The 20826-nt window shown below is 46.4% G+C and carries 11 protein-coding genes; 5 read left to right on the top strand and 6 right to left on the bottom strand.

All coding sequences use genetic code 11. From position 1 onward, the window contains the following. Position 1: 1 nt before the first annotated feature. Positions 2-1114 carry a TlpA disulfide reductase family protein gene (locus BQ7394_RS07245; RefSeq protein WP_075556745.1) on the bottom strand — a complete coding sequence of 371 codons (1113 nt, stop codon included), beginning with the start codon at positions 1112-1114 and terminating at the stop codon, positions 2-4. Positions 1115-1263: 149 nt separating this feature from the next. Between BQ7394_RS07245 and BQ7394_RS07240 the strand changes: the two genes are divergently transcribed. The 5 genes from BQ7394_RS07240 (at position 1264) to BQ7394_RS07220 (ending at position 14092) form a co-directional block, all read left to right on the top strand. Further along, positions 1264-5292 carry a hybrid sensor histidine kinase/response regulator transcription factor gene (locus BQ7394_RS07240; RefSeq protein ID WP_075556744.1) on the top strand — a complete coding sequence of 1343 codons (4029 nt, stop codon included), beginning with the start codon at positions 1264-1266 and terminating at the stop codon, positions 5290-5292. Positions 5293-5645: 353 nt separating this feature from the next. Beyond that, positions 5646-6755 carry a basic secretory protein-like protein gene (locus BQ7394_RS07235; protein ID WP_075556743.1) on the top strand — a complete coding sequence of 370 codons (1110 nt, stop codon included), beginning with the start codon at positions 5646-5648 and terminating at the stop codon, positions 6753-6755. Positions 6756-6772: 17 nt separating this feature from the next. Beyond that, complete coding sequence (locus tag BQ7394_RS07230) at positions 6773-9112, top strand: GH92 family glycosyl hydrolase (RefSeq protein ID WP_075556742.1); 2340 nt, start codon at positions 6773-6775, stop codon at positions 9110-9112. Positions 9113-9132: 20 nt separating this feature from the next. After that, the gene (locus BQ7394_RS07225; RefSeq protein WP_075556741.1) at positions 9133-11421 is read left to right on the top strand and encodes a GH92 family glycosyl hydrolase; all 2289 of its coding nucleotides are present in this window, start codon (positions 9133-9135) and stop codon (positions 11419-11421) included. 346 nt (positions 11422-11767) lie between these two features. Further along, a complete protein-coding gene (locus tag BQ7394_RS07220) occupies positions 11768-14092 on the top strand; it encodes a GH92 family glycosyl hydrolase (RefSeq protein WP_075556740.1) in 2325 nt (774 codons plus the stop codon). Between the two features lie 97 nt (positions 14093-14189). Here the strand turns inward: BQ7394_RS07220 and BQ7394_RS07215 are convergent, their stop codons facing one another. From BQ7394_RS07215 to BQ7394_RS07195, 5 genes are read right to left on the bottom strand one after another with little or no spacing between them, the layout of a single operon-like run. Next, positions 14190-14474 (bottom strand): hypothetical protein, encoded by a 285-nt coding sequence (locus tag BQ7394_RS07215; RefSeq protein ID WP_075556739.1) that lies wholly within the window; start codon positions 14472-14474, stop codon positions 14190-14192. 18 nt (positions 14475-14492) lie between these two features. Continuing rightward, positions 14493-16250 (bottom strand): SWIM zinc finger family protein, encoded by a 1758-nt coding sequence (locus tag BQ7394_RS07210; protein ID WP_075556738.1) that lies wholly within the window; start codon positions 16248-16250, stop codon positions 14493-14495. Further along, positions 16226-17374, bottom strand: a complete 1149-nt coding sequence (locus BQ7394_RS07205; protein ID WP_075556737.1) for a VWA domain-containing protein — start codon at positions 17372-17374, stop codon at positions 16226-16228. The genes BQ7394_RS07210 and BQ7394_RS07205 overlap by 25 nt, the downstream gene beginning before the upstream one ends. Then, positions 17359-19752 (bottom strand): DUF5682 family protein, encoded by a 2394-nt coding sequence (locus BQ7394_RS07200; RefSeq protein ID WP_075556736.1) that lies wholly within the window; start codon positions 19750-19752, stop codon positions 17359-17361. Before BQ7394_RS07200 ends, BQ7394_RS07205 begins: the two co-directional genes overlap by 16 nt. Next, a complete protein-coding gene (locus tag BQ7394_RS07195) occupies positions 19713-20825 on the bottom strand; it encodes an ATP-binding protein (RefSeq protein WP_075556735.1) in 1113 nt (370 codons plus the stop codon). The genes BQ7394_RS07200 and BQ7394_RS07195 overlap by 40 nt, the downstream gene beginning before the upstream one ends. Between the last annotated feature and the right edge of the window lies 1 nt (position 20826).

Raw genomic sequence — 20826 nt, 5'->3', positions numbered from 1 at the left:
CTTATTTATTTAGAGTCTCCTGTAGTTTGGCATCTATCTCTTCACCATGAATATTCTTGGCGATGATTGTACCGTCTTTGTCGACCAGAACCGTATGAGGAATGCTGTTTACTCCGTATAGAGCGGCACCTGCATTTTGCCAGCCTTTCAGGTCAGATAGTTGTATCCAGGTAATGTTCAGGTCTTTTACACCTTTTGCCCATGCATCGGCTTTACTATCCAATGAAATACCAACGATTTCAAAACCTTTATTCTTGTATTGTTTGTATAGCTCGACTAAATGCGGTGTTTCTTTACGACAAGGAGGACACCAGGATGCCCAGAAGTCGATCAGGACAACTTTGCCATTACCTACAAATTCAGACAGTTTGTGAACTTCCCCTTTAGGATCAGCCATTTCGAAATCTACGAACTGTTTGCCGACAGCTACATTTTTCAGTATTTCGAGGCGGCTCATCATTTTGTCGATACCCGGGAATGCCTTGAAAGTTGAGTCAGCCTGTGCGATGATTTCACTCTGTTGTTCTTCACTCAGATTGTAGCGGTTGTCAAACGTATATTTAGCAGACATTTTTTGATCCATGTGGGCCAGGATATAGTTACAGATTGCCCGTGTGATCTTTTCACTGAATTCGTCATACTTCTTTTCAGCGGCTTTGGCTATATCTTTATCTTCAGAACGGATGGCATCCCCCAGTTTACCCATTTCATCATAAATCGGAGCGATCTCATCTTTCAATGCCTTTTCTGCATCATTGGCCGGTGTTCCGGTCACAACAGAGAATGTGTCGAGGTTGGCGATGATTTTTCCGTTTTCAAGGGTGAAGGTTGTTTTAAACAAATTGGGTTTGCCACGTTCTTCGGGAACAACATCCGTCGAGAACTGAAGAGTAGCAAGCAGCGAACCCTCTTGTGTCCCTTGGAATCTGAAAGTGTTGTTTTCCACTAATGCACTGTCCAGAGGTGGGACATCCGGATTTCCGTACTCATAGAGGTATACATACTTTCCATTCAGATCGGCGTTTGATACTGTACCGGTTATTTCGTAACCCGGTTTTTCGCTGCAGGCAGCAAGAAGCAGTGCGGAAGCAGCAAGAGGTAGATACTTTTTCATATATTATATGTGTTAAAACGATATTATCACCTTCGAATATGCGAAGTTATCGCTTTATTAATAATCCTTTATTCCTTTAAGCTTAAAAAGTTTTAATATTACGGAAAAGATGGATTATATTTGTCGTCTGATCAATAATAAACATAATAATGACTCGATTCCTATCAATACGATTTCTATTATTGGGCTTATTCCTGCTGTGTCCTTTTTTTAAAGGAGCGGCATCGATGGCGTTCCATAAAGCGAATAATATTGATTTGTCGAATAATGCGATAATAGATATTTATCAGGATGCCCATGGTTATATATGGCTTGGAACGTATGACGGATTGAACTTGTATAATGGGAAGAATACCTATGTTTACCGTTTTGAACCTGATAATAAAAATACACTTTGCAGCAATATTATTCATAAGATTTCGGGAGGTGGCGGAGAATATCTATGGATCTCGACCTCGATGGGGCTGAACCGGTTTTCATTGAGAGAACGCAAAGTGACGGAGTCGTATATGGAATATCCCGAATGCCGCCTGATTGTTGCAGACTCTCTGGAAAATACGCTATTGGTAAGCCGGAAGAATTTTATTTCTTGTTATACCGCCCGGGCTGGTTCTTTTCAGGATATTTATACAGAAGGGATAACACCGGATGCAGTAAAAGCCTTGTTTACCGATGAGCAAGGGGATTTTTATATCCTTTCGTCTGACGGCTTTCTGAAAAAGATCATTCCGGATTATTCTACTTTACCTCTTAAATTACAGATAAAAGAAAGCAAAATACATGATAAAGAGATAAGACAGGCTTTTTATGAAGAAGGTGTTCTCTATTATGTGGATACTGAGAACAAATTGTATCAATATGGAATGAAGGATAAAAAGGAAAAATATTTGTCTGATCTTTCCGTATGGATGAAGAAATATGGGGATATATCCCGTATTGTTTCTTTTCAGTCGAAACAATACCTGGCGTTCAGGGATGGTTTATTGATGGATTTGGATGATCCGGAAGGAGCTTTCGATCTGAATATCGGTATTTTTAGTATGATTAAAGACAATAAGCAGAATATTCTTTGGATCGGAACGGACGGACAAGGTGTCAGGATGTTTTACGATAAGTCTGAGCGTTTTGACGGGTTGTTGCTGGAAGATTTGCCTTTTGTGATGCGTAATCCTGTACGTTCGGTTTATACCGACGAAGATAAAACGTTATGGTTCGGAACAAAAGGCGATGGCTTTGTTCGTATAAAGGAGTATGATTCTTATAAGGGAAAACAGATACCTTCCGATAAAATAACCCGTTATACCACAGCCAACGGACTTTCTAATAACCGTGTATATTGTTTTTATAAGAGCCGGTATCATTCTTTGGTATGGATCGGAACGGATGGTCCGGGGCTTTCCTATTATTCGTATGAAGATGGGAAGGTGTATACACTTCCCAGTAAGATCGATACAAAATTAAGATATGTGCATTCCATCTGTGAGGTAAACGATTCTACTTTGTGGGTAGCCACGACAGGGGATGGATTGATCGAGGTTATTCTGGAGAAAAGTAAATCGGGTCTGATCGTTAAATACATTGATTCCTATCAACTGGAGAAGGATGGAAAAGTCTGTAACGAATTCTATTCGATGTATTATGACGGAAAATCGACTATATATCTGGGTAGTCGCGGCGGATACGGGATGGCACGTTTTGACCTGCTTACCCGGGAATATGACTTTATGTCGATGAATAATTCATCCAACCAGGCGATTGGTGACGTATTAAGCCTGTATTATAGTAGCGACTCGACTTTTTATCTGGGTGCCAGTTCCGGAATGACCCGTATGAAATGTAATTCATCAGGCACCTGTGATGTCAGACAGTTTGATAGGAGTGACGGTATCAGCAACGATATGATCCACGGTATACTGGAAGACCGGGATGAATGTATCTGGTTAAGTACCAATAAAGGATTGACGAAATATAATCCCCGTAACAGTTTCTTCCATAACTATGGGCATCAGGAGTTGAAAGTTACAGAATTTTCGGATGACGCTTATTGGATATGCGAATATACCGGACGGTTGTTTTTCGGTGGTATTGACGGTCTCGTCTGGATCGAACCTCAAAATGACCAGTTGGAAAACTTTCGGCCGGACCTTCATTTCTTTGAACTGAAGATGGGAGGGGAGACGGTAAGTCTTTACGACTATACGGATGCAGAATCAGCCCAGCTCGTGATTCCTCCGGATATCTCGACGTTTAATATCTCGTTTGTTGCAACAGATTATATTCATGGAGAAAACTATGAATACTCTTACCTGTTGCAGAATTATAATACCGGCTGGACGGAATTACAGAAGAATAATGAAATATCGTTCACCAAACTTCCTTACGGTAACTATGTGTTGAAAGTTCGCTACAAAAACGATGTGTATGACTCGAATGCCCGCGAATACCTTTTACCATTGAAGGTACTTCCTCCCTGGTATCGTTCAACCTGGGCAATCGTATTATATGTGTTTGCATTTCTTCTTTTATTAACGGGGTTACTCTACCGTTTCAACCGGAGGATGGCAGAAAAGCAACAACTCGTTGCACGGAAGATCAGAGAAGAACAAAAAGAAAAACTATATGAGGCAAAGCTGAATTTCTTCGCCAATATCACACATGAACTTTGCACTCCGCTTACTTTGATCAACGGGGTGGGGGATTATATCCATACTTATGCAGAGAATACTTCGGATAATAAACTGATAAGATATATCCGTATATTGCGGGATAACGTAATAAGCCTCAACGAACTGATCCAGGAAATCCTCGACTTCCGCAAGATAGAGGAAGCGGGAATGAACTATTTCAGTATTAAAAAGACATCCGTTTCCGATATTATTCGCAGGCAATACGACTCCTTTACCCCTATTGCCGAGCAGAATGGAATAAACTTTACGATATCTCTGCCGGACTCTCTTAATTGGAATACCGATCCTACCGGTCTGAAGAAGATTTTGGTTAATCTGATATCCAACGCTTTCAAATATACGGACGAGGCCGGCAACATCCGTATCTCGGCAACGATAGAGGATGATTCGTTAATCATCAGCGTATATAATACTGGTAAAGGAATATCGGAAGCAGACCTGAATACAATCTTTGACCGATATCGTATACTGGGTGATCTGGATGGAAACAATTATACCCAAATGACTTCCAGAAACGGTTTGGGATTGTTTATCTGTCATAGTATGGTGCAGTCTTTGCGTGGTACGATAGAAGTGAAAAGTGAAGAAGGTAAATTTGCTGAATTTATCGTACGGTTACCACATCTGGAAGTAGATGAAGACGATATGGTGGAAGATAACGAAGAACCTGATACCTGTATTTTAGCGACTTCTCCGGATCAGGGTGAGATAGGGGTACCGGTATCTGCGGATGACAAACCTTGTATCCTTGTGGTAGACGACAATAAAGATATTGTCTGGCTTATCAAAGAATCTTTATCCCCGGCTTATACGATAGAAGAAGCGTTTAGTGTGGAAGAGGCACTCGCTTTGATGGAGAAACAAACACCGGCTCTTATTATTACAGATATAATGATGCCGGATATAGACGGTCTGGAGCTGATTAGTCGTGTGAAGTCGGATAAGTTTACCCGGCATATCCCGTTGATCGTCGTTTCCGCCCGTGTCTCCGAAAGCGATCAGGCTGAAGGATTGGACCTGGGGGCTGATGCTTACCTGACTAAACCGTTCTCGTCGGTTGTGCTCCGTTCGGTGGTGAATCGTCTGATGACAAGTAAGAAGGATCTGAAAGATTACTACTATTCACCGGAAAGTGCTTACGAGCAATCCGGGGGACAGTTGATCCATCAGGAAGATAAGGAATTTATGGATGAAGTTATTGCTATCATCACAGAGAATCTGGATAAGGAAACTTTGCGTCCCGAGCTGATTGCAGAGAAAATGGGTATGAATACCCGTTCGCTTTACCGTCGGTTCAAGAAAATATCTCCGCTTACTCCGACCGACTTTATTAAGGATTACCGGCTGACGTATGCTGCCCAATTGCTGGTAACGACCAATCTGAATGTACAGGAGATCATCTATAAAGTAGGTATCTCAAATAAATCCTATTTCTACCGCGAGTTCGCCTCCAAGTATAACCAAACACCAGGTGAATATCGGAAGAATTAACTCCTTATTCCATCGTTGCCTTCGATATGTGTTTATCGGTGTCGTCGATACGTGCTTATTGGCACCTTCGATACGTGCTTATCGATGCTTTCGATACGGGAATATCGGCATTTCCTATAAGAAACCATCAGTGTCCCGGATTACCAAAAGAGTGTCATAATCTACATCCGGCAGATTATGACACTCTTTTGGTATTTGAGGAATAACCTAGGGAGATGGAAACTAACTAATATTGCATTCGTGATTTATCACCGCCCTTGTTTGATCGGCATTTTCAGACAAAGGCATTTTTGGGGAGTTGTTTTCTTTGGATAGTGAATGCATTATTGAGTTAACAGTAAAGTTGTGTTGTTATGAATAAATATGTAATTGTAGTAGTTAGCTTACTCTTATTCTCTGCATGTAGGGAAAATATCTCTGTAAATGTCCCGGAATTATCGGACGGAGATCCTACCACTTGTTATACGGGAGCGCAGGGCTTAAATAAAATTGTTTTTGATACTCAATGCAGCATTCCTATCCAAAGTTACAAACTCTACTCATCTGGAGAAACGCCGGAACACGATCCGGCGACCTGGACATTAAAAGGTTCGTACGACGGAACGAAATGGGTGGTGATTGACGAACGCAAAGACCAGCGTTTCTGCTCCCGCTATCAGGAGATACTTTGCACGATAGCTAATCCTTCAAATTATAAACAGTATATGCTGGAAGCATCCACTGAGGGAAATGATATATTGATAATAGGCGATGTCTCTTTCTCAGAAAAGAACCTCCTGACAGACTGGAAAGATTTCAGATATCCCGAAGTAGACTTCGAGGTGCTCGATCCTCAGACAAAGGGGGCGTCTATCTATGCCGACCTGGTGCAGGATCCGGACGCTTACATAAAATACCATGCCGAAAAGGTAGCGGAAATCCTTTTCTATACCGCTCAGGATACGATGAATGACGTGCAGACCATTCAATATACACTGAAAGACTACGACGGTGTATCTGCCAAATCCGGCAATCCTCCTGTTATTTCTATCGAATACAGTACACAACACATAGAGAAGTCAGCCAACGAGTCGTTGTATAAACTCGACTTTGAGACACGTGGCGTCTTATATCATGAGTTGGTTCATGCCTATCAGTTCGAACCGAGAGGTATCGGGAGTTATTCTACCAATAAGGAATTTTGGGCCTGTATCGAAGGAATGGCTGATGCTGTGCGGGCAGAAGCCGGTTTTTTTGATATGAATACACGCAAGCCCGGAGGTAACTGGATGGATGGTTACCGCACAACGGGTTTCTTTATCCAATGGCTGAAAACCAAAGATCCGGATGCTATACGTAAATTCCATCTGACTGTCCGCGACCTGGAAGTCTGGAGTTTCGATAAAGCGATAAAAAGTGTCTTCGGTGAAGATAGCAGCATCGAAGGGATGTGGAATGAGTACCAGGCGTTCCTGACGAAATAACAAATACATTATATATTATGAAGTCTTCAACATGTTTAGCCTTAATTCTGTCTGCTTTACTGGCAGGAGGAAATTTATTTGCTCAGCAGGATAAAGTCTCATTTGTGAACCCGATCATCGGAACGAACGGGATGGGACATACTTTTCCGGGAGCATGCGTACCGTTCGGACTGGTACAGTTGAGTCCGGATACCGATACGATCCCGCATAATGTGGACGGCAAATATCAACCCCGCGCTTACGAATATTGTGCCGGTTACCAGCATAAAGACAGCAGCATCGTCGGTTTCAGCCATACCCATTTCAGCGGAACCGGACACTCCGACCTGGGTGATATCCTGATTATGCCGACTACCGGTTGCCTGAAACTGAATCCCGGAACAGCAACCGATCCCGACGGCGGCTATCGTTCCCGATTCTCACACGACACAGAGATCTCCCGTCCCGGTTATTATGAAGTGATGCTGGCCGATTACGGTGTGAAAGCACAACTGACTACAACCAAACGGGCAGGAATACATAAATATACTTTCCCGAAAGAAGCGGAGAATCAGCGTATTATCCTGGATATGATACATGGTATTTACAACTACGACGGAAAGGTTCTATGGACAAGTATCCGTGTGGAAAATGATACGTTAGTGACAGGATATCGTATAACCAACGGCTGGGCACGAGCCAATTACACCTATTTCGCCATGTCTTTCTCCAAACCGGTTATCCATTACGGCTGCGATGAAAAAGCAAAAGTCGATTACCGCGGCGGTTACGGCAAGTTCAATATGAAAGAGAACTTCCCGGATATAGGCGGACGGAAGATCGTTGCTTATTTCGATTTCGATCCTGCTTCTTCGAATGAACTGGAAGTAAAAGTAGCCCTTTCCGGTGTAAGCACCGATGGCGCTTTGAAAAACCTGCATGCCGAGGCTACCGGATATAGTTTTGACCAACTGGCTTCACGTGCTGCGGATAACTGGAATAAGGAGCTTTCTGTTATCGATGCGAAAGGTACTGACGATCAGATGGCAATGCTTTATACCTCTTTGTACCATACGATGATCAACCCTTGTGTCTATACCGATGTAGATGGTCAGTATCGTGGCCTGGATGGTAATATTCATAAAGCAGACGATTTCACTAATTACACGGTCTTCTCTGTCTGGGATACCTACCGGGCTTTGCATCCGCTGTTCAATATCATCAATCGCCAGGTGAATACCGATATCGCCCGTTCCATGCTGAAACATTGCGAACAAAGTGTACATAAGGCGTTGCCTGTATGGAGCCATATGGCAAACGAGAACTGGTGTATGATCGGTTATCATTCTGTATCCGTATTGGCTGATGCCGTGGCAAAAGGCTTGCCGCTGGATAAGGAGGAAGTGTTGAAAGCAATGGTCAGCAGCTCTACCATCCCTTATTACGACGGGACGAAAGAATTGATGGAGAAAGGATATGTCTCCCTCGACCGTAGTGGTAGTGCCGCTTCGTTGACACTGGAATATTCCTACGACGACTGGACGATTTACAATACAGCCCTTTTGGCAGGAAATCGTGAAGTGGCCGACCGTTATAAGAAGCGGGCTATGAACTATACCAATGTATTCGACACCAGTATCGGTTATGCCCGTCCCCGTTATTCCGACGGACGCTGGAAAGAGAACTTCAACCTCCTGAGCACACACGGCGAAGGTTTTATCGAAGGCAATGGCCTGAACTATTCGTTCTATGTTCCTCAGGATGTAAACAATATGATCCGATTGATGGGTGGAGACAAGTCATTCATCACTAAATTGGACTCTCTCTTCACTATGCACCTGCCCGACGAATTTTTCGCCGAAACGGAAGATGTTACCAAAGAAGGTCTTTTGGGTGGTTATGTGCATGGTAACGAACCGAGCCATCATATCCCATTCCTGTATATGTGGACTACACAACCCTGGAAAACCCAGTACTGGCAACGTGAGATCATGAACAAGATGTACCGCAACAATATCGACGGCCTGTGTGGTAACGACGATTGCGGCCAGATGTCTGCCTGGTATATTCTGTCGGCGATGGGTTTCTATCCTGTTTGCCCGGGAACCGACCAATATGTATTGGGTGCCCCTTATCTGCCTTATATGAAAGTATCTCTTGAAAACGGAAAGACATTCGAAGTCAGGGCCGACAAGGTAAGCGACAAGAACCGTTACGTCAAATCCGTAAAACTGAACGGGAAACCATATACCAAAGCGTATATTACTCAACAAGATATAATGAACGGGGGAGAGCTGACCTTCGAAATGACATCTGCTCCAAACAAGAAGCGTGTCTTTGCTGAAGCTGACAAACCTTATTCTTTATCATCAAATTAAAATAACATATATATTAGACCATGAAGAGACTATTTGTTTTAGCTATTGCTCTTTGCGGCAGCTTGTTTTCGATGAAAGCTGCTGCAAAGGCAGACCTCGTGGATTACGTAAATCCGTTGGTTGGTTCTCAGTCCAAGCACTCTCTGTCGACAGGAAATACCTATCCGGCTATTGCTATGCCGTGGGGTATGAATTTCTGGATGCCGCAAACCGGAAAGATGGGAGACGGCTGGGCATATACCTATGATGCCGATAAGATACGCGGTTTCAAACAAACCCACCAACCCAGCCCGTGGATCAACGATTACGGCCAGTTTGCCATTATGCCGATAACCGGCAAAGTGGTGTTCGACCAGGATAAACGTGCCAGCTGGTTTTCCCACAAGGCAGAAGTTGCCAAGCCGAACTATTACCGTGTGTATCTGGCAGATCACGATGTGGTGACAGAGATTGCACCGACAGAACGTGCCGCCATGTTCCGTTTCACTTTCCCTGAAACTGATAAATCGTATGTGATCGTCGATGCATTCGACCGCGGCTCTTATATCAAGATCATCCCGGAAGAGAATAAGATCATTGGTTATACGACCCGTAACAGCGGTGGTGTTCCTGATAATTTCAAGAATTACTTTGTTGTTGTCTTCGATAAACCTTTTACTTATAAGGCTACGGTTGGTGACAACGAGATCCGTAAAGGTGAAACCGAAGCTCAGGAAGATCATACCGGAGCGATTATCGGTTTCTCTACCCGTCGCGGCGAACTCGTTCATGCCCGTGTCGCATCTTCTTTCATCAGTCCTGAACAGGCTGAACAAAACCTGAAAGAGTTGGGCGACCGTTCTTTCGATCAGATTGCTGATGCCGGTCGTAAGACATGGAACGAAACATTAGGACGTATACAGGTGAATGACGATAATATTGACAAGCTGCGTACATTCTACTCTTGCCTGTACCGTTCGGTTCTTTTCCCCCGTAGCTTCTATGAAGTGGATGCCAATGGAAACGTAATGCATTATAGTCCGTATAACGGTGAAGTGTTGTCTGGCTATATGTTTACCGATACCGGTTTCTGGGATACCTTCCGTTGTCTGTTCCCGTTCCTGAACCTGGTCTATCCGTCGATGAATGTGAAGATGCAGGAAGGGTTGGTGAATACGTATAAGGAAAGTGGTTTCCTTCCGGAGTGGGCGAGCCCCGGTCATCGTGGCTGTATGGTAGGAAACAACTCGGCTTCTGTTGTTGCAGACGCTTATCTGAAAGGCTTACGCGGTTACGATATCGAAACGCTTTGGGAAGCTGTTGTACATGGTGCGAACAATGTGCATCCGAAAGTATCATCTACCGGTCGTCTGGGTTACGACTATTATAACAAGTTGGGTTATGTACCTTACAATGTGAAGATCAACGAAAGTGCCGCCCGTACATTGGAATATGCATACGACGATTGGACGATCTATAAATTAGGAAAAGCACTCGGTAAACCGGAGTCTGAAATAGCCATCTTTGCCAAACATGCAATGAACTATAAGAACCTGTTTGATCCCGAAACCAAATTGATGCGTGGACGTAACGAGGATGGTACATTCCAGTCTCCGTTCAACCCGTTGAAGTGGGGAGATGCTTTCACCGAAGGAAACAGCTGGCATTATACCTGGTCTGTCTTCCACGATCCTCAGGGATTGATCGACCTGATGGGAGGAAAGTCCGGCTTTAATGCAATGATGGATTCTGTATTCAATGTGCCGCCATTGTTCGACGATAGCTATTACGGTGGTGTTATCCACGAGATCCGTGAAATGCAGATCATGAATATGGGTAACTATGCACATGGAAACCAGCCGATCCAGCACATGATCTATATGTATAACTACTCCGGTGAACCTTGGAAAGCCCAGTATTGGGTACGTGAAGTGATGGATAAACTTTATTTCGCAACTCCCGACGGCTATTGCGGTGATGAAGATAACGGCCAGACTTCTGCCTGGTATGTGTTCTCTGCCCTCGGTTTCTATCCGGTTTGTCCGGGAACTGACCAGTATATCCTTGGTTCTCCATTATTCAAGAGTGTAACATTGAATCTGGAAAACGGTAAGAAGGTCGTTATCAATGCAAACAATAACAATGAAGCCAACCGCTACATCTCTTCCATGAAGGTAAACGGCAAGAATTACACCCGTAATTACCTGACCCATGAAGACCTGTTGCGTGGCATGACGATCAATTGCACCATGTCCGGTACTCCGAACAAAACACGTGGTACGGAGGAAAAGGATGCACCTTATTCATTCTCAAAAGAAATCAAGGAATAAATATAAAATGATAAGCTAATGTGGCAATATGCCAATGTGCCAATTTAGAAAAAGGTGAATCTTTTTTATGAGGCTCTGCCTCATGCCGCAGGCTCTCTTTTGCCGTCGGTTTTTAACCGACGGATAGATTAAATGCTCTGGCTTTGCCGGATTCCTCTGTGGGTTTTAACCCCTTTGATATATAATGCTAGTCCCTGCTTTAAAGGGGCTTAAGCCCACAAAGGAAGAGGCTTTGCCTCCTGTCTTTTATATCCGTCAGCTGAAGCAGACGGCAAAAGAGAGCCTGCGGCATGGGGCTTTGCCCCATAAAAGACAATGAGACAAATAGGCTCAAAACTGCAAAGATATGAAACAACGAATATACACCTTACTCGCTATTTCCTGTTTTGTTCTGACCGCCACAGCCCAGAGTGAGAAACTGACAGATTACGTCAGACCTCTGGTTGGAACAGACGGTTACGGGAATGTCTACCCCGGTGCACAGATTCCGTTCGGCGGTATCCAGATCAGTCCGGATACAGACTCTAAATATTACGATGCGGCAGCCGGTTATAAATACAATCATACTTCCATCCTCGGTTTCAGCCTGACGCACCTGAGCGGAACGGGTATCCCCGATCTGGGCGACTTCCTGTTTATACCCGGCACCGGCGAAATGAAACTCGACCCGGGAACCCGCGAAAACCCCGATGAAGGTTACCGCTCGCGTTATACCCATGACCAGGAATGGACTTCTCCCAATTACTATGCCGTCCTGTTACAGGATTACGGTGTGAAAGCCGAAATGACAGCCGGGCTGCGCAGCGGAATGTTCCGTTTCACCTATCCCAAATCGGACAAGTCTTTCATCATGATCGACCTGAACCATACGTTGTGGCAATCCTGCGAATGGTCTAACCTTCGTGTTGAGAACGATTCGACCCTGACCGGCTACAAACTGGTCAAAGGTTGGGGACCGGAGCGCCATGTCTATTTCACCGCCGTCTTCTCCAAAAAGCTGAAAGACTTCTGTATCATGCAGGACAAGAAGCCGGTTATTTACAATACCTCCCGTTTCAGAAGCACGAACGAAGCCTGGGGAAAGAACCTGATGGCTTGTCTTTCCTTTGAAACGGAAGCCGGTGAAGAAGTCATTGTAAAAACTTCTGTCTCCGCAGTCAGCACCGACGGTGCTAAACTGAATATGCAGGAACTGAACGGGATGACCTTCGACGGCCTGAAAGAAAAAGGTATCGACTTATGGGAGCAGGAACTGGAAAAGTATCGCGTGACAGCCGACCGGAAGACAAAAGAGACATTCTATACTTCTGCTTATCATGCCGCTTTGCATCCTTTTATCTTCCAGGATGCCGACGGTAGTTTCAGAGGCCTGGATAAGAATATCGAACAAGCCAAAGGCTTTACGAATTATACGACTTTCTCTTTGTGGGACACTTATCGCGCCTTGCATCCCTGGTTCAACCTGGTTCATCAGGATGTGAACGCCGATATAGCCAACTCCATGCTCGCCCATTACGATAAAAGTACGGAGCGCATGCTTCCGATCTGGTCTTTCTACGGCAATGAAACCTGGTGTATGATCGGTTACCATGCTGTTTCCGTCCTGGCCGATATGATCGTGAAAGGTGTCAAAGGATTTGATTACGAACGGGCATACGAAGCTATGAAGACAACCGCAATGAATAAGCATTACGATTGCCTGCCCGATTACGACCGTAACGGTTATGTCCCCTTCGATAAAGAAGCCGAGTCGGTTTCCAAAACATTGGAGTATGCCTACGATGATTATTGTATTGCCCGCGCTGCCCAGGTTTTGGGAAAGACGGACGATTATACCTATTTCCTGAACCGTTCCCTCTCTTATCAGACCTTGATAGATCCGGAAACCAAATACATGCGTGGCCGCGACAGTCAGGGAAACTGGCGTACTCCGTTTGCCCCGATTGCTTATCAGGGGCCGGGATCGGTTAATGGCTGGGGTGATATCACCGAAGGCTTTACGATGCAGTACACCTGGACCGTTCCGCATGACGTACAGGGATATATCAACCTGGCGGGAAAGAAGCTGTTCGAGAAACGGCTGGATGAACTCTTTACTGTCGAGCTGCCGGACGATATCCCAGGAGCCCACGACATTCAGGGACGCATCGGCGGTTACTGGCACGGCAACGAGCCTTGCCATCATGTCGCTTATCTGTATAATTACCTGGGTAAGCCGTGGAAATGCCAGAAGTGGGTACGCGAAATAGTCGACCGTTTCTATGGCAACGAACCCGGTTCTCTGAGCGGTAATGACGACTGTGGCCAGATGTCGGCTTGGTATATGTTCAACTGTGCAGGCTTTTACCCGGTTGCCCCGTCCAGTAATATATATAATGTAGGTTCACCTTGCGTCGAGGCACTGACCATTGCCATGAGCAACGGTAAAGAGATCCGCATGACGACCGAAAACTGGTCGAAAGACAACGTGTACGTCAAGGAATTGTATGTGAACGGAAAGAAATACAACAAATCGTATCTGACATACGACGATGTGCAATCCGGTATAACCCTGCATTTCGTCATGAGCGACAAGCCGAATTACAAACGTGCTGTCTCAGCCGATGCCTGTCCGGCTTCTTTGTCCTTACCCGGCAAAACAATGCTCTATCAGAAACCTGTCAGCAAATAACTTTATTATCGGTAAATAAGTCAATATAACTTTGATATATTGATTGGAAAGATCAGCGGGACTCTATCAAATGATACTGTCCCGCTGAACTGTTTTTTTAGGGGATAACCGTATAATTGTTGATTACATTCTTTTCATAAAACTCCAATGCACATAAATTATCCGCTACGACCTCTATTGCCACCTGTCCGCCTTGCCAGGCATAAACAGAATCGATGAAGCTATCCGTCAGACGGATAGCTTCCGTCATGTTCAGTTCATTCATCCAGTGTTTGAGATCCTCCAGTTTTTGGAGGGTGACAGGCTGTATGTTGCGTAAGCCGGAGAAGGCGATGTCGGAAAGCAGGAGTTCCAATTCGGCAAGGAGGTTTTTAAGTATCATTCCATTTGAGTTTAAGAGTTAGAAATAGAAATTGTCGGTCTCTGAAGCTGTGACGATACTGACCGGGATCAATGTATCCGGACGTTTCAGGCAAACCATATACCGCTGCTTCGCTTCTGCGTACCGCTGTCCCATCTGTTCCAATCGGCGGATGGCATTCCGGTTCAGCTCGCTGTATGCCAATGAACCTTCTGTTTCGTGTTGTTCATCTGCCATCGTGAAGTACAGTTTCTGCTCGGCAGTATTGAAGTTCACTTCTGAAAGATGTGTGAACGGGACCAAGGCTAGTTGCTCCGGCTGCTTCTTGCGGAAATAATCGTACCGTTGTTCGGGGCGTATTGTCAGGTCGGATAACTCAGGGATGGCAAGTAAGGTATCCAGAGTGCTGATCGTAACCTTGTCGTCTATTTCACATTGCGTCTGCGAGGAGGACGAGAGACGGTTTTGCCTGTTCATTTTGAAATTGCGCAAAGTCAGCGTAGATGTCGATAGTCGGGCTAATGAGGTGTTGCTGCCCCAGAAACTTTGGGTCTCCAGTTGGCGTTGCATATTCTCCGGCGTGACAAGTGTTTGGGTATGCTCATAATAATCAGCCATGCTCGAAGTCAGGGTGCAGATACTCTGTTTCTCATGGTAGAAGAAATAGGCCGTAATACCGAAATATCCTGAGCGGGTCTGCCACGGATAAGCTCCCAGACCTGTAAAATGTCCGATGGGGGTTGTATAATAATCCGACCGTGTCCCTTCGATCAGTTTACTGAGCGTTTCGTTGTTCTGTGTGTTCCGTAAGATCAGCCGAAGTGTGTTATGCAACCGCGACAATGTGGCAAAGGTAGTCAAAGGCTGGAAGCCGACATGCTTGGCGAGCATATTTTCGATGTCGGAAGAGAGTGAACGGAACAAACGTGCCAGATTGCCTATCCCGCATGTCTCCAGGCGGATGGAATATTGTATGGCTGTCTCCGCCTCATTTTCCCCGCAACCGATCAACCCTTTTTCGAATATGCCGGTAATGAAGCGGGAAGCTCCCCGTAAGACGTCTATTGTCTCTTCCGTGAGTAGGGACAGTTCGGGTTGGTTGCCGTCGGATTCGGAAGATAATATTCCCTGGCTACTTAGGTATGACAGGATAGCAATCAGTTTGTGTTTGCATAATCCGCTTTCTCCGCATTTGCATACAGAACGGTTAAGGCTGTCATCTTTGGGGAAATAGACCGTTATATTTTCTGTGTTGATGGTCGCTTCGAGCATATCGCTTTCGATGAAGTCTGCCGTCCAACCATCCTGGATAAGGCGGAGCGTATCTTCAAATAGCTTTTTACCTGCCTGCTTGCGGAGCTGTGCCAGGTCTACCTTCTTCAATTCTTCCCAATCGTTGGCAGAAGACTGTCGGGATACAGTTTCCGAAACGGCTTCCTGCCTGTTCTCTTCGGTGGCGGCTTCTTCTGTTTGTTCTTCTACTTCCTTCGCGGCATAATCAGCCGCAACAAGTATTCCCATCAGGATATGCTTGCAGACTGTTTTAGAGGGACAGCTACAGGAACTTTGGGATATATTGGGATTCAGGGAGACTGTTATCTCGTCTAGCTGAACTTGCAGGTGGTCGCCTGCTACGGCCAGTTCGACCTGTCCTGTTGTTTCCAGGTCTTTCAGAGCACGTTTATACAAACCTTTGTTTGCCAGCGTAACCAGGAAGGCTTCGTTGGCGTAGGGGACGAACTGTCCGGCGGATGAATGGCATCCGTCTCCTTTTATGATATAATCTTTCCTATCCATTCGGCTAACTCTTCAGGGGTTATTGCAGCTACATCGGCACCCATACCCGCAATGGTACGGGCGGCTCGGGCATCGTAACAAGGGGTACCGGAATAGTCGAGTGCAGGCAATACAAACAACTTGCTTCCGGCTTCGATAATGTCGTGGCAGGAACGGAACATATAGCTGTAATTCGCTCCGTCGTACAGGTCGCTAACCAGTACCACGATTGTTTTCTGCGGTGCGGTAATCAGTTTCTTTCCGTATTCCAACGCCTTGTGTATGTCGGTCCCACCACCCAGTTGTACTTTCATCAGGATACCGACCGGATCGTCGAGATGGTCGCTCAAATCGACTACCGAGGTGTCGAATATGACCAGCTTGACCGAGAGGAACGGCATTTTGGCAAAGATGGAAGCCATGACGGCGGTATAGATCACCGAATCGAGCATACTGCCGCTCTCATCGACTAGGATCACGATATGCCAGGGATTGTAACGGCGTACGTTCTGGTTGAAGTAGAGGCGGTCGGGGATGATCGTGCCGTGTTCGGGACTGTAATTCTTCAGATTCTTCTCGATGGTCTGCTTGAAGTCAAAGTTCCGGAATATCTTGTAGCTTGAATTGGTGTGCGGCAGTTTCTTCCCGTAGAAAGCTTTCCGTACGTTTATTTCCAGTTTCTTCTGGATATCCCGGATGACCTGTTCCACGATCGAGTAAGCCAGTTTACGGACAGGTTCCGGCATCATATTGCGGAATGTCAGAATGTTTTTCAGCAAACCGAGGTTCGGTTCGAGTTGGCTCAGGACGGATTCGTCGGTCAGCAGCTGGGTCAGGTTGTATTTATCCAACGCCTGCTTCTGCATGATCTCGACGGTCTTTTTGGGGAATAACTTCTTTACTCTTCTCAGCCATCCCGGAACAGTCAGTACGGAACCTCCGCGGCCTCCCCGGTTCGGGAAGTCGTTGCGTATTCCCTGTTCATCGGTATATTCGCGGTTGTAAAGGAAATAAAGTGCGCCGTCCAGTTCTGCATTTTCCGGATCGAGGGGCAAGCTGCTTTCTGCAAAGTCACCCAGTATGAGTCGCCAGCGGTTGACTATTTCCTGTTTGTTATTCGGGTTGTCCATCATGCGATCCTCCATGTTTTAAGCGCTTCTGCGGCAAGGCTGTCCAGGCGCATGGCTTCTGTTATTTCTTCCTGCGAGACGGTGATGCTTCCTGTTAAGCGGGCTTCCGATACCTGGTGATATTCAGCCACCTGCTGTCCCAGTCGGCTGATCTCTGCCGAGAGGAAACCGGTAAAGGCATAACGCAGGTTCGGCAGGATAGTGAGGAAAGTCTCCCGGTCGGCATTGGCTATGACCCGGTTTATAGCTTCCAGGATATGCGGGTCGGCAAACAATACGTCGCGGGCGATCAGGAACAATCCACAGATAAATGAAGCAGCCTGTTCCGGGTGGGTAATGCTGCTTTCGAGGTAGGCTGCTATCTGTTGGCAAAAAGCAGCTTGTCCGGTTCGCCCTTCTTTATAATGTATAGCGAGGCATAAACCGAAAAGACGGCTGTTGCTGAAACTGTCGTTCAATACTTTCTCTACGGCAGCGATGAAAGCGGCGGTGTCGAACCAGCCTTTCGTATCCATCGTGAAACTGTAAAGGTTACGCATCTGTTCGCAGATCTCCTGTTCCTCTTCTTCCGTCGTGCTTTTCAGAGAAGGGATCAGAACGACGGCTCCCTTGAATGCGGTCCGTGCCAGTTCGGCAATGACGGGCTGGATATTCCCATCCATCAGTTGTTGCATGTTAGCAAGGTATAACAAGCTGTTGATCAGTTTGCAAAGGTTGATAAAATTCCCTTCGCTTTCCACTACCAGCCGGATAGTATCTTCGTATTGAAGATAGAAACCTTCTATACCCATAACCTGGACGGAGAGGAGCAGTTTTCCCAATTCCTCAGCCGTCATATTATCTTTGAAATTCTTTTCTATCAGCGAATTGCAGACCTGTGATAAGGTAGCTCCGTAGACAGACAGGTCGATCAAACGGGTTTCAACGCCCGTGGCATAACGGCATATCCATTGTTCCCGTACAAGGTTTTTATTCTTCTGATTCACATAATCGGGACCCGACTGGAGTGTGGCGAAGCCTGTCTCCAGAAACTCCATCTGATGGAGGAAGCGGCTTTTCCTGTAATGAGCCGGGTTCTTGATAATGTCGAGCGTTACTTCCTGTCGCTCGATGGTAGATGTCTTTAACCGGTGGAGCGAACACAAGGCACGGAACTCGCGTACGACGGGAGGGATGCAGTCATTATCTGCGATCTTTCCTGTCCCCATGCCGGAAAGAAGACGATACAGGAAGTCCACTTCGAAGGTCGAGGTGGCATTCAGGTCACCTTTTACGAAACAACTTCGTACACCGTCCAGCAATTCGTAAACACCTGTAGTTTGCTTGCCTCTCAATACGGCCAGTGAGCGTGCCATGTTGAGGGCATTGATCTCGTCGGGCAGCGAGATCATCTGTGTCTTACGGGCATATCGGGCTGTCTTGATGATATATTCGAGGACGGTGGAGGCGAACGGGTCTTTCTTCTGCTTTTCTATCTTTTCCCAGACTTCCTGGTAGAAAGCCGGAAAAGGCATACCGGCCGCATAACCGCTTTTACTGTCTGCTTCCTTGAAAGTATAAGGCATCAGGTAGGAAGCGACATGTTCCCGGTTGCAGGTTTTGAGCGATGGCTTTTTGTCCGATTGCAGCGCTTCCATAAGTCCGGAGATATGGAAGGCACCGGCTACTACCAATATCTTTTTATTGTCGGGTAGTGCTTTCCGTATTTCTTCTGCCATATAAGTTTCCCGTAACCGGTCTTCTTTCAGGGAGACCTCGTTTTCGGGCGTTGCCAGACGCATAAAGTAACCGAGGTGGAAGAGGTTGCGGACGAAAGCCTGCGTTTCCTGGTTGGCAGCATCCAGTTCGAAGCGGCTTTCCCAGAACTCTGCAAAACTCCGGCATCCTGCCTTACGGGCAATCATAGCCGTATAGGTATTTACTTCGTATTCTTTATTTTCGTTGTAATAGAACTGCGTCTGCGGTTCTTCCTCGATCTTGTTTATCAGACGGAGCGCATAAGGCAGGTCGATGAAACGTACCGGTGTATGGCTTCGTGCCCCTTCACGAATGGCGACCAGCTCCGGCGAATAGGCCAGGAAAGGGTAATAGGCACGATACTTTTCTTTTTCCTCGCTTACTTTTCCATCCTTGTCGTCATAGCTGTAGTAGATACAGAAGGGAGGGACCGACTGCTCGTCGGCAATGTAAGGAAGCAGTTCAGCCGAGTCCGACGGGCCTTCTATCAGGATCAGTTCCGGACGGAAACGCTCGATCGTACGTCGCAGATGCAATGCACAGGCCGGGGAGTGGTGACGTACCGGAAAGTACACCACCTGTCCTTCCATATCGAAACTACCGGTAAAGAGGCGGTCTATTTCAGCCAGGTCCGGTTGTCGTAGTATTCCTTCCATTTTCCTCCTTGTCTTTCGGCTTTCAACCGGACCACACCGTTAAAGTAATCTTTCAGTTTGGGCAGATCGTCTTTGTTCTCTTTCATCACGGCACCCAGTAGGTTCTGCACGAGCGAACGCATACTGACTGTCCCGTCCCCGTAATAATAGCCGTCCAGGGCGGACTGGTAATAAACGGATACAGCTTCCGCCGTGCTCATCACGCCCGACATCTTTTGTATCTTGGCTTTCTCGAAGGAGGTACCGTTGCGTAACTCATTGAATGTGGAAGCGAGGATATCGACCACTTCTTCCTGTATTGGCATTTCAAGGCCGTTGGCGGCGAGCATGCCTTCGCACTGGTCGGTGATGATACGGCTTTCGAGTGCCACGCTTCGGATCGGCTCTACGGTCTCGAAGTTGAAACGGCGTTTCAGGGCGCTACTCATTTCGTTGATTCCTTTGTCGCGGGTATTGGCGGTCGCTATCACGTTAAAGCCGGAAGAGGCGAAGAGCAATCCTTCTTCTCCCAGTTCGGGGATATTCAATACCCGGTCGCTCATGATACTGATCAGGCTGTCCTGTATTTCCAGCGGACAACGGGTGATCTCTTCGAAGCGGGTGATAATGCCCCGTTTCATACCAATGTAGACGGGAGAGGGGACAAGTGCTTCTTTGACCGGACCTTTGGCCAGCAGGAGTGCATAGTTCCAGGAGTATTTGATATTATCCTCGCTGGTTCCCGCCGTACCTTGTACCGTATTGGTACTGATACCGCAGATGGCGGCAGAGAGCAATTCGCTTAACATGGTCTTTGCTGTGCCCGGTTCGCCGACGAGCATAAGCCCCCGGTTGCCTGCCAGGGTGATAATGCAGCGTTCCACCAGTGCATCGTCGCCGAAGAACTTCGGAGTGATGGTGATCTGTCGTCCGTCCAGTTCGATCGGTTCCTTCTGTCCGAGGATAAAGGCACGGACTGCACGTGGGGAGAGTTGCCAGTTGGTGGGCCTGGCTCCCGTATCTTGTTTGCGGAGAGCGGCAAGCTCGTCGGCATACCGCATCTCCATCAAGGGTTTTTGTATTTTGTTATCCATA

Origin of the sequence: Parabacteroides timonensis (genome assembly GCF_900128505.1) — a bacterium.
Taxonomy (GTDB): domain Bacteria; phylum Bacteroidota; class Bacteroidia; order Bacteroidales; family Tannerellaceae; genus Parabacteroides; species Parabacteroides timonensis.
This window is presented reverse-complemented; position numbering and strand designations above follow the sequence as displayed.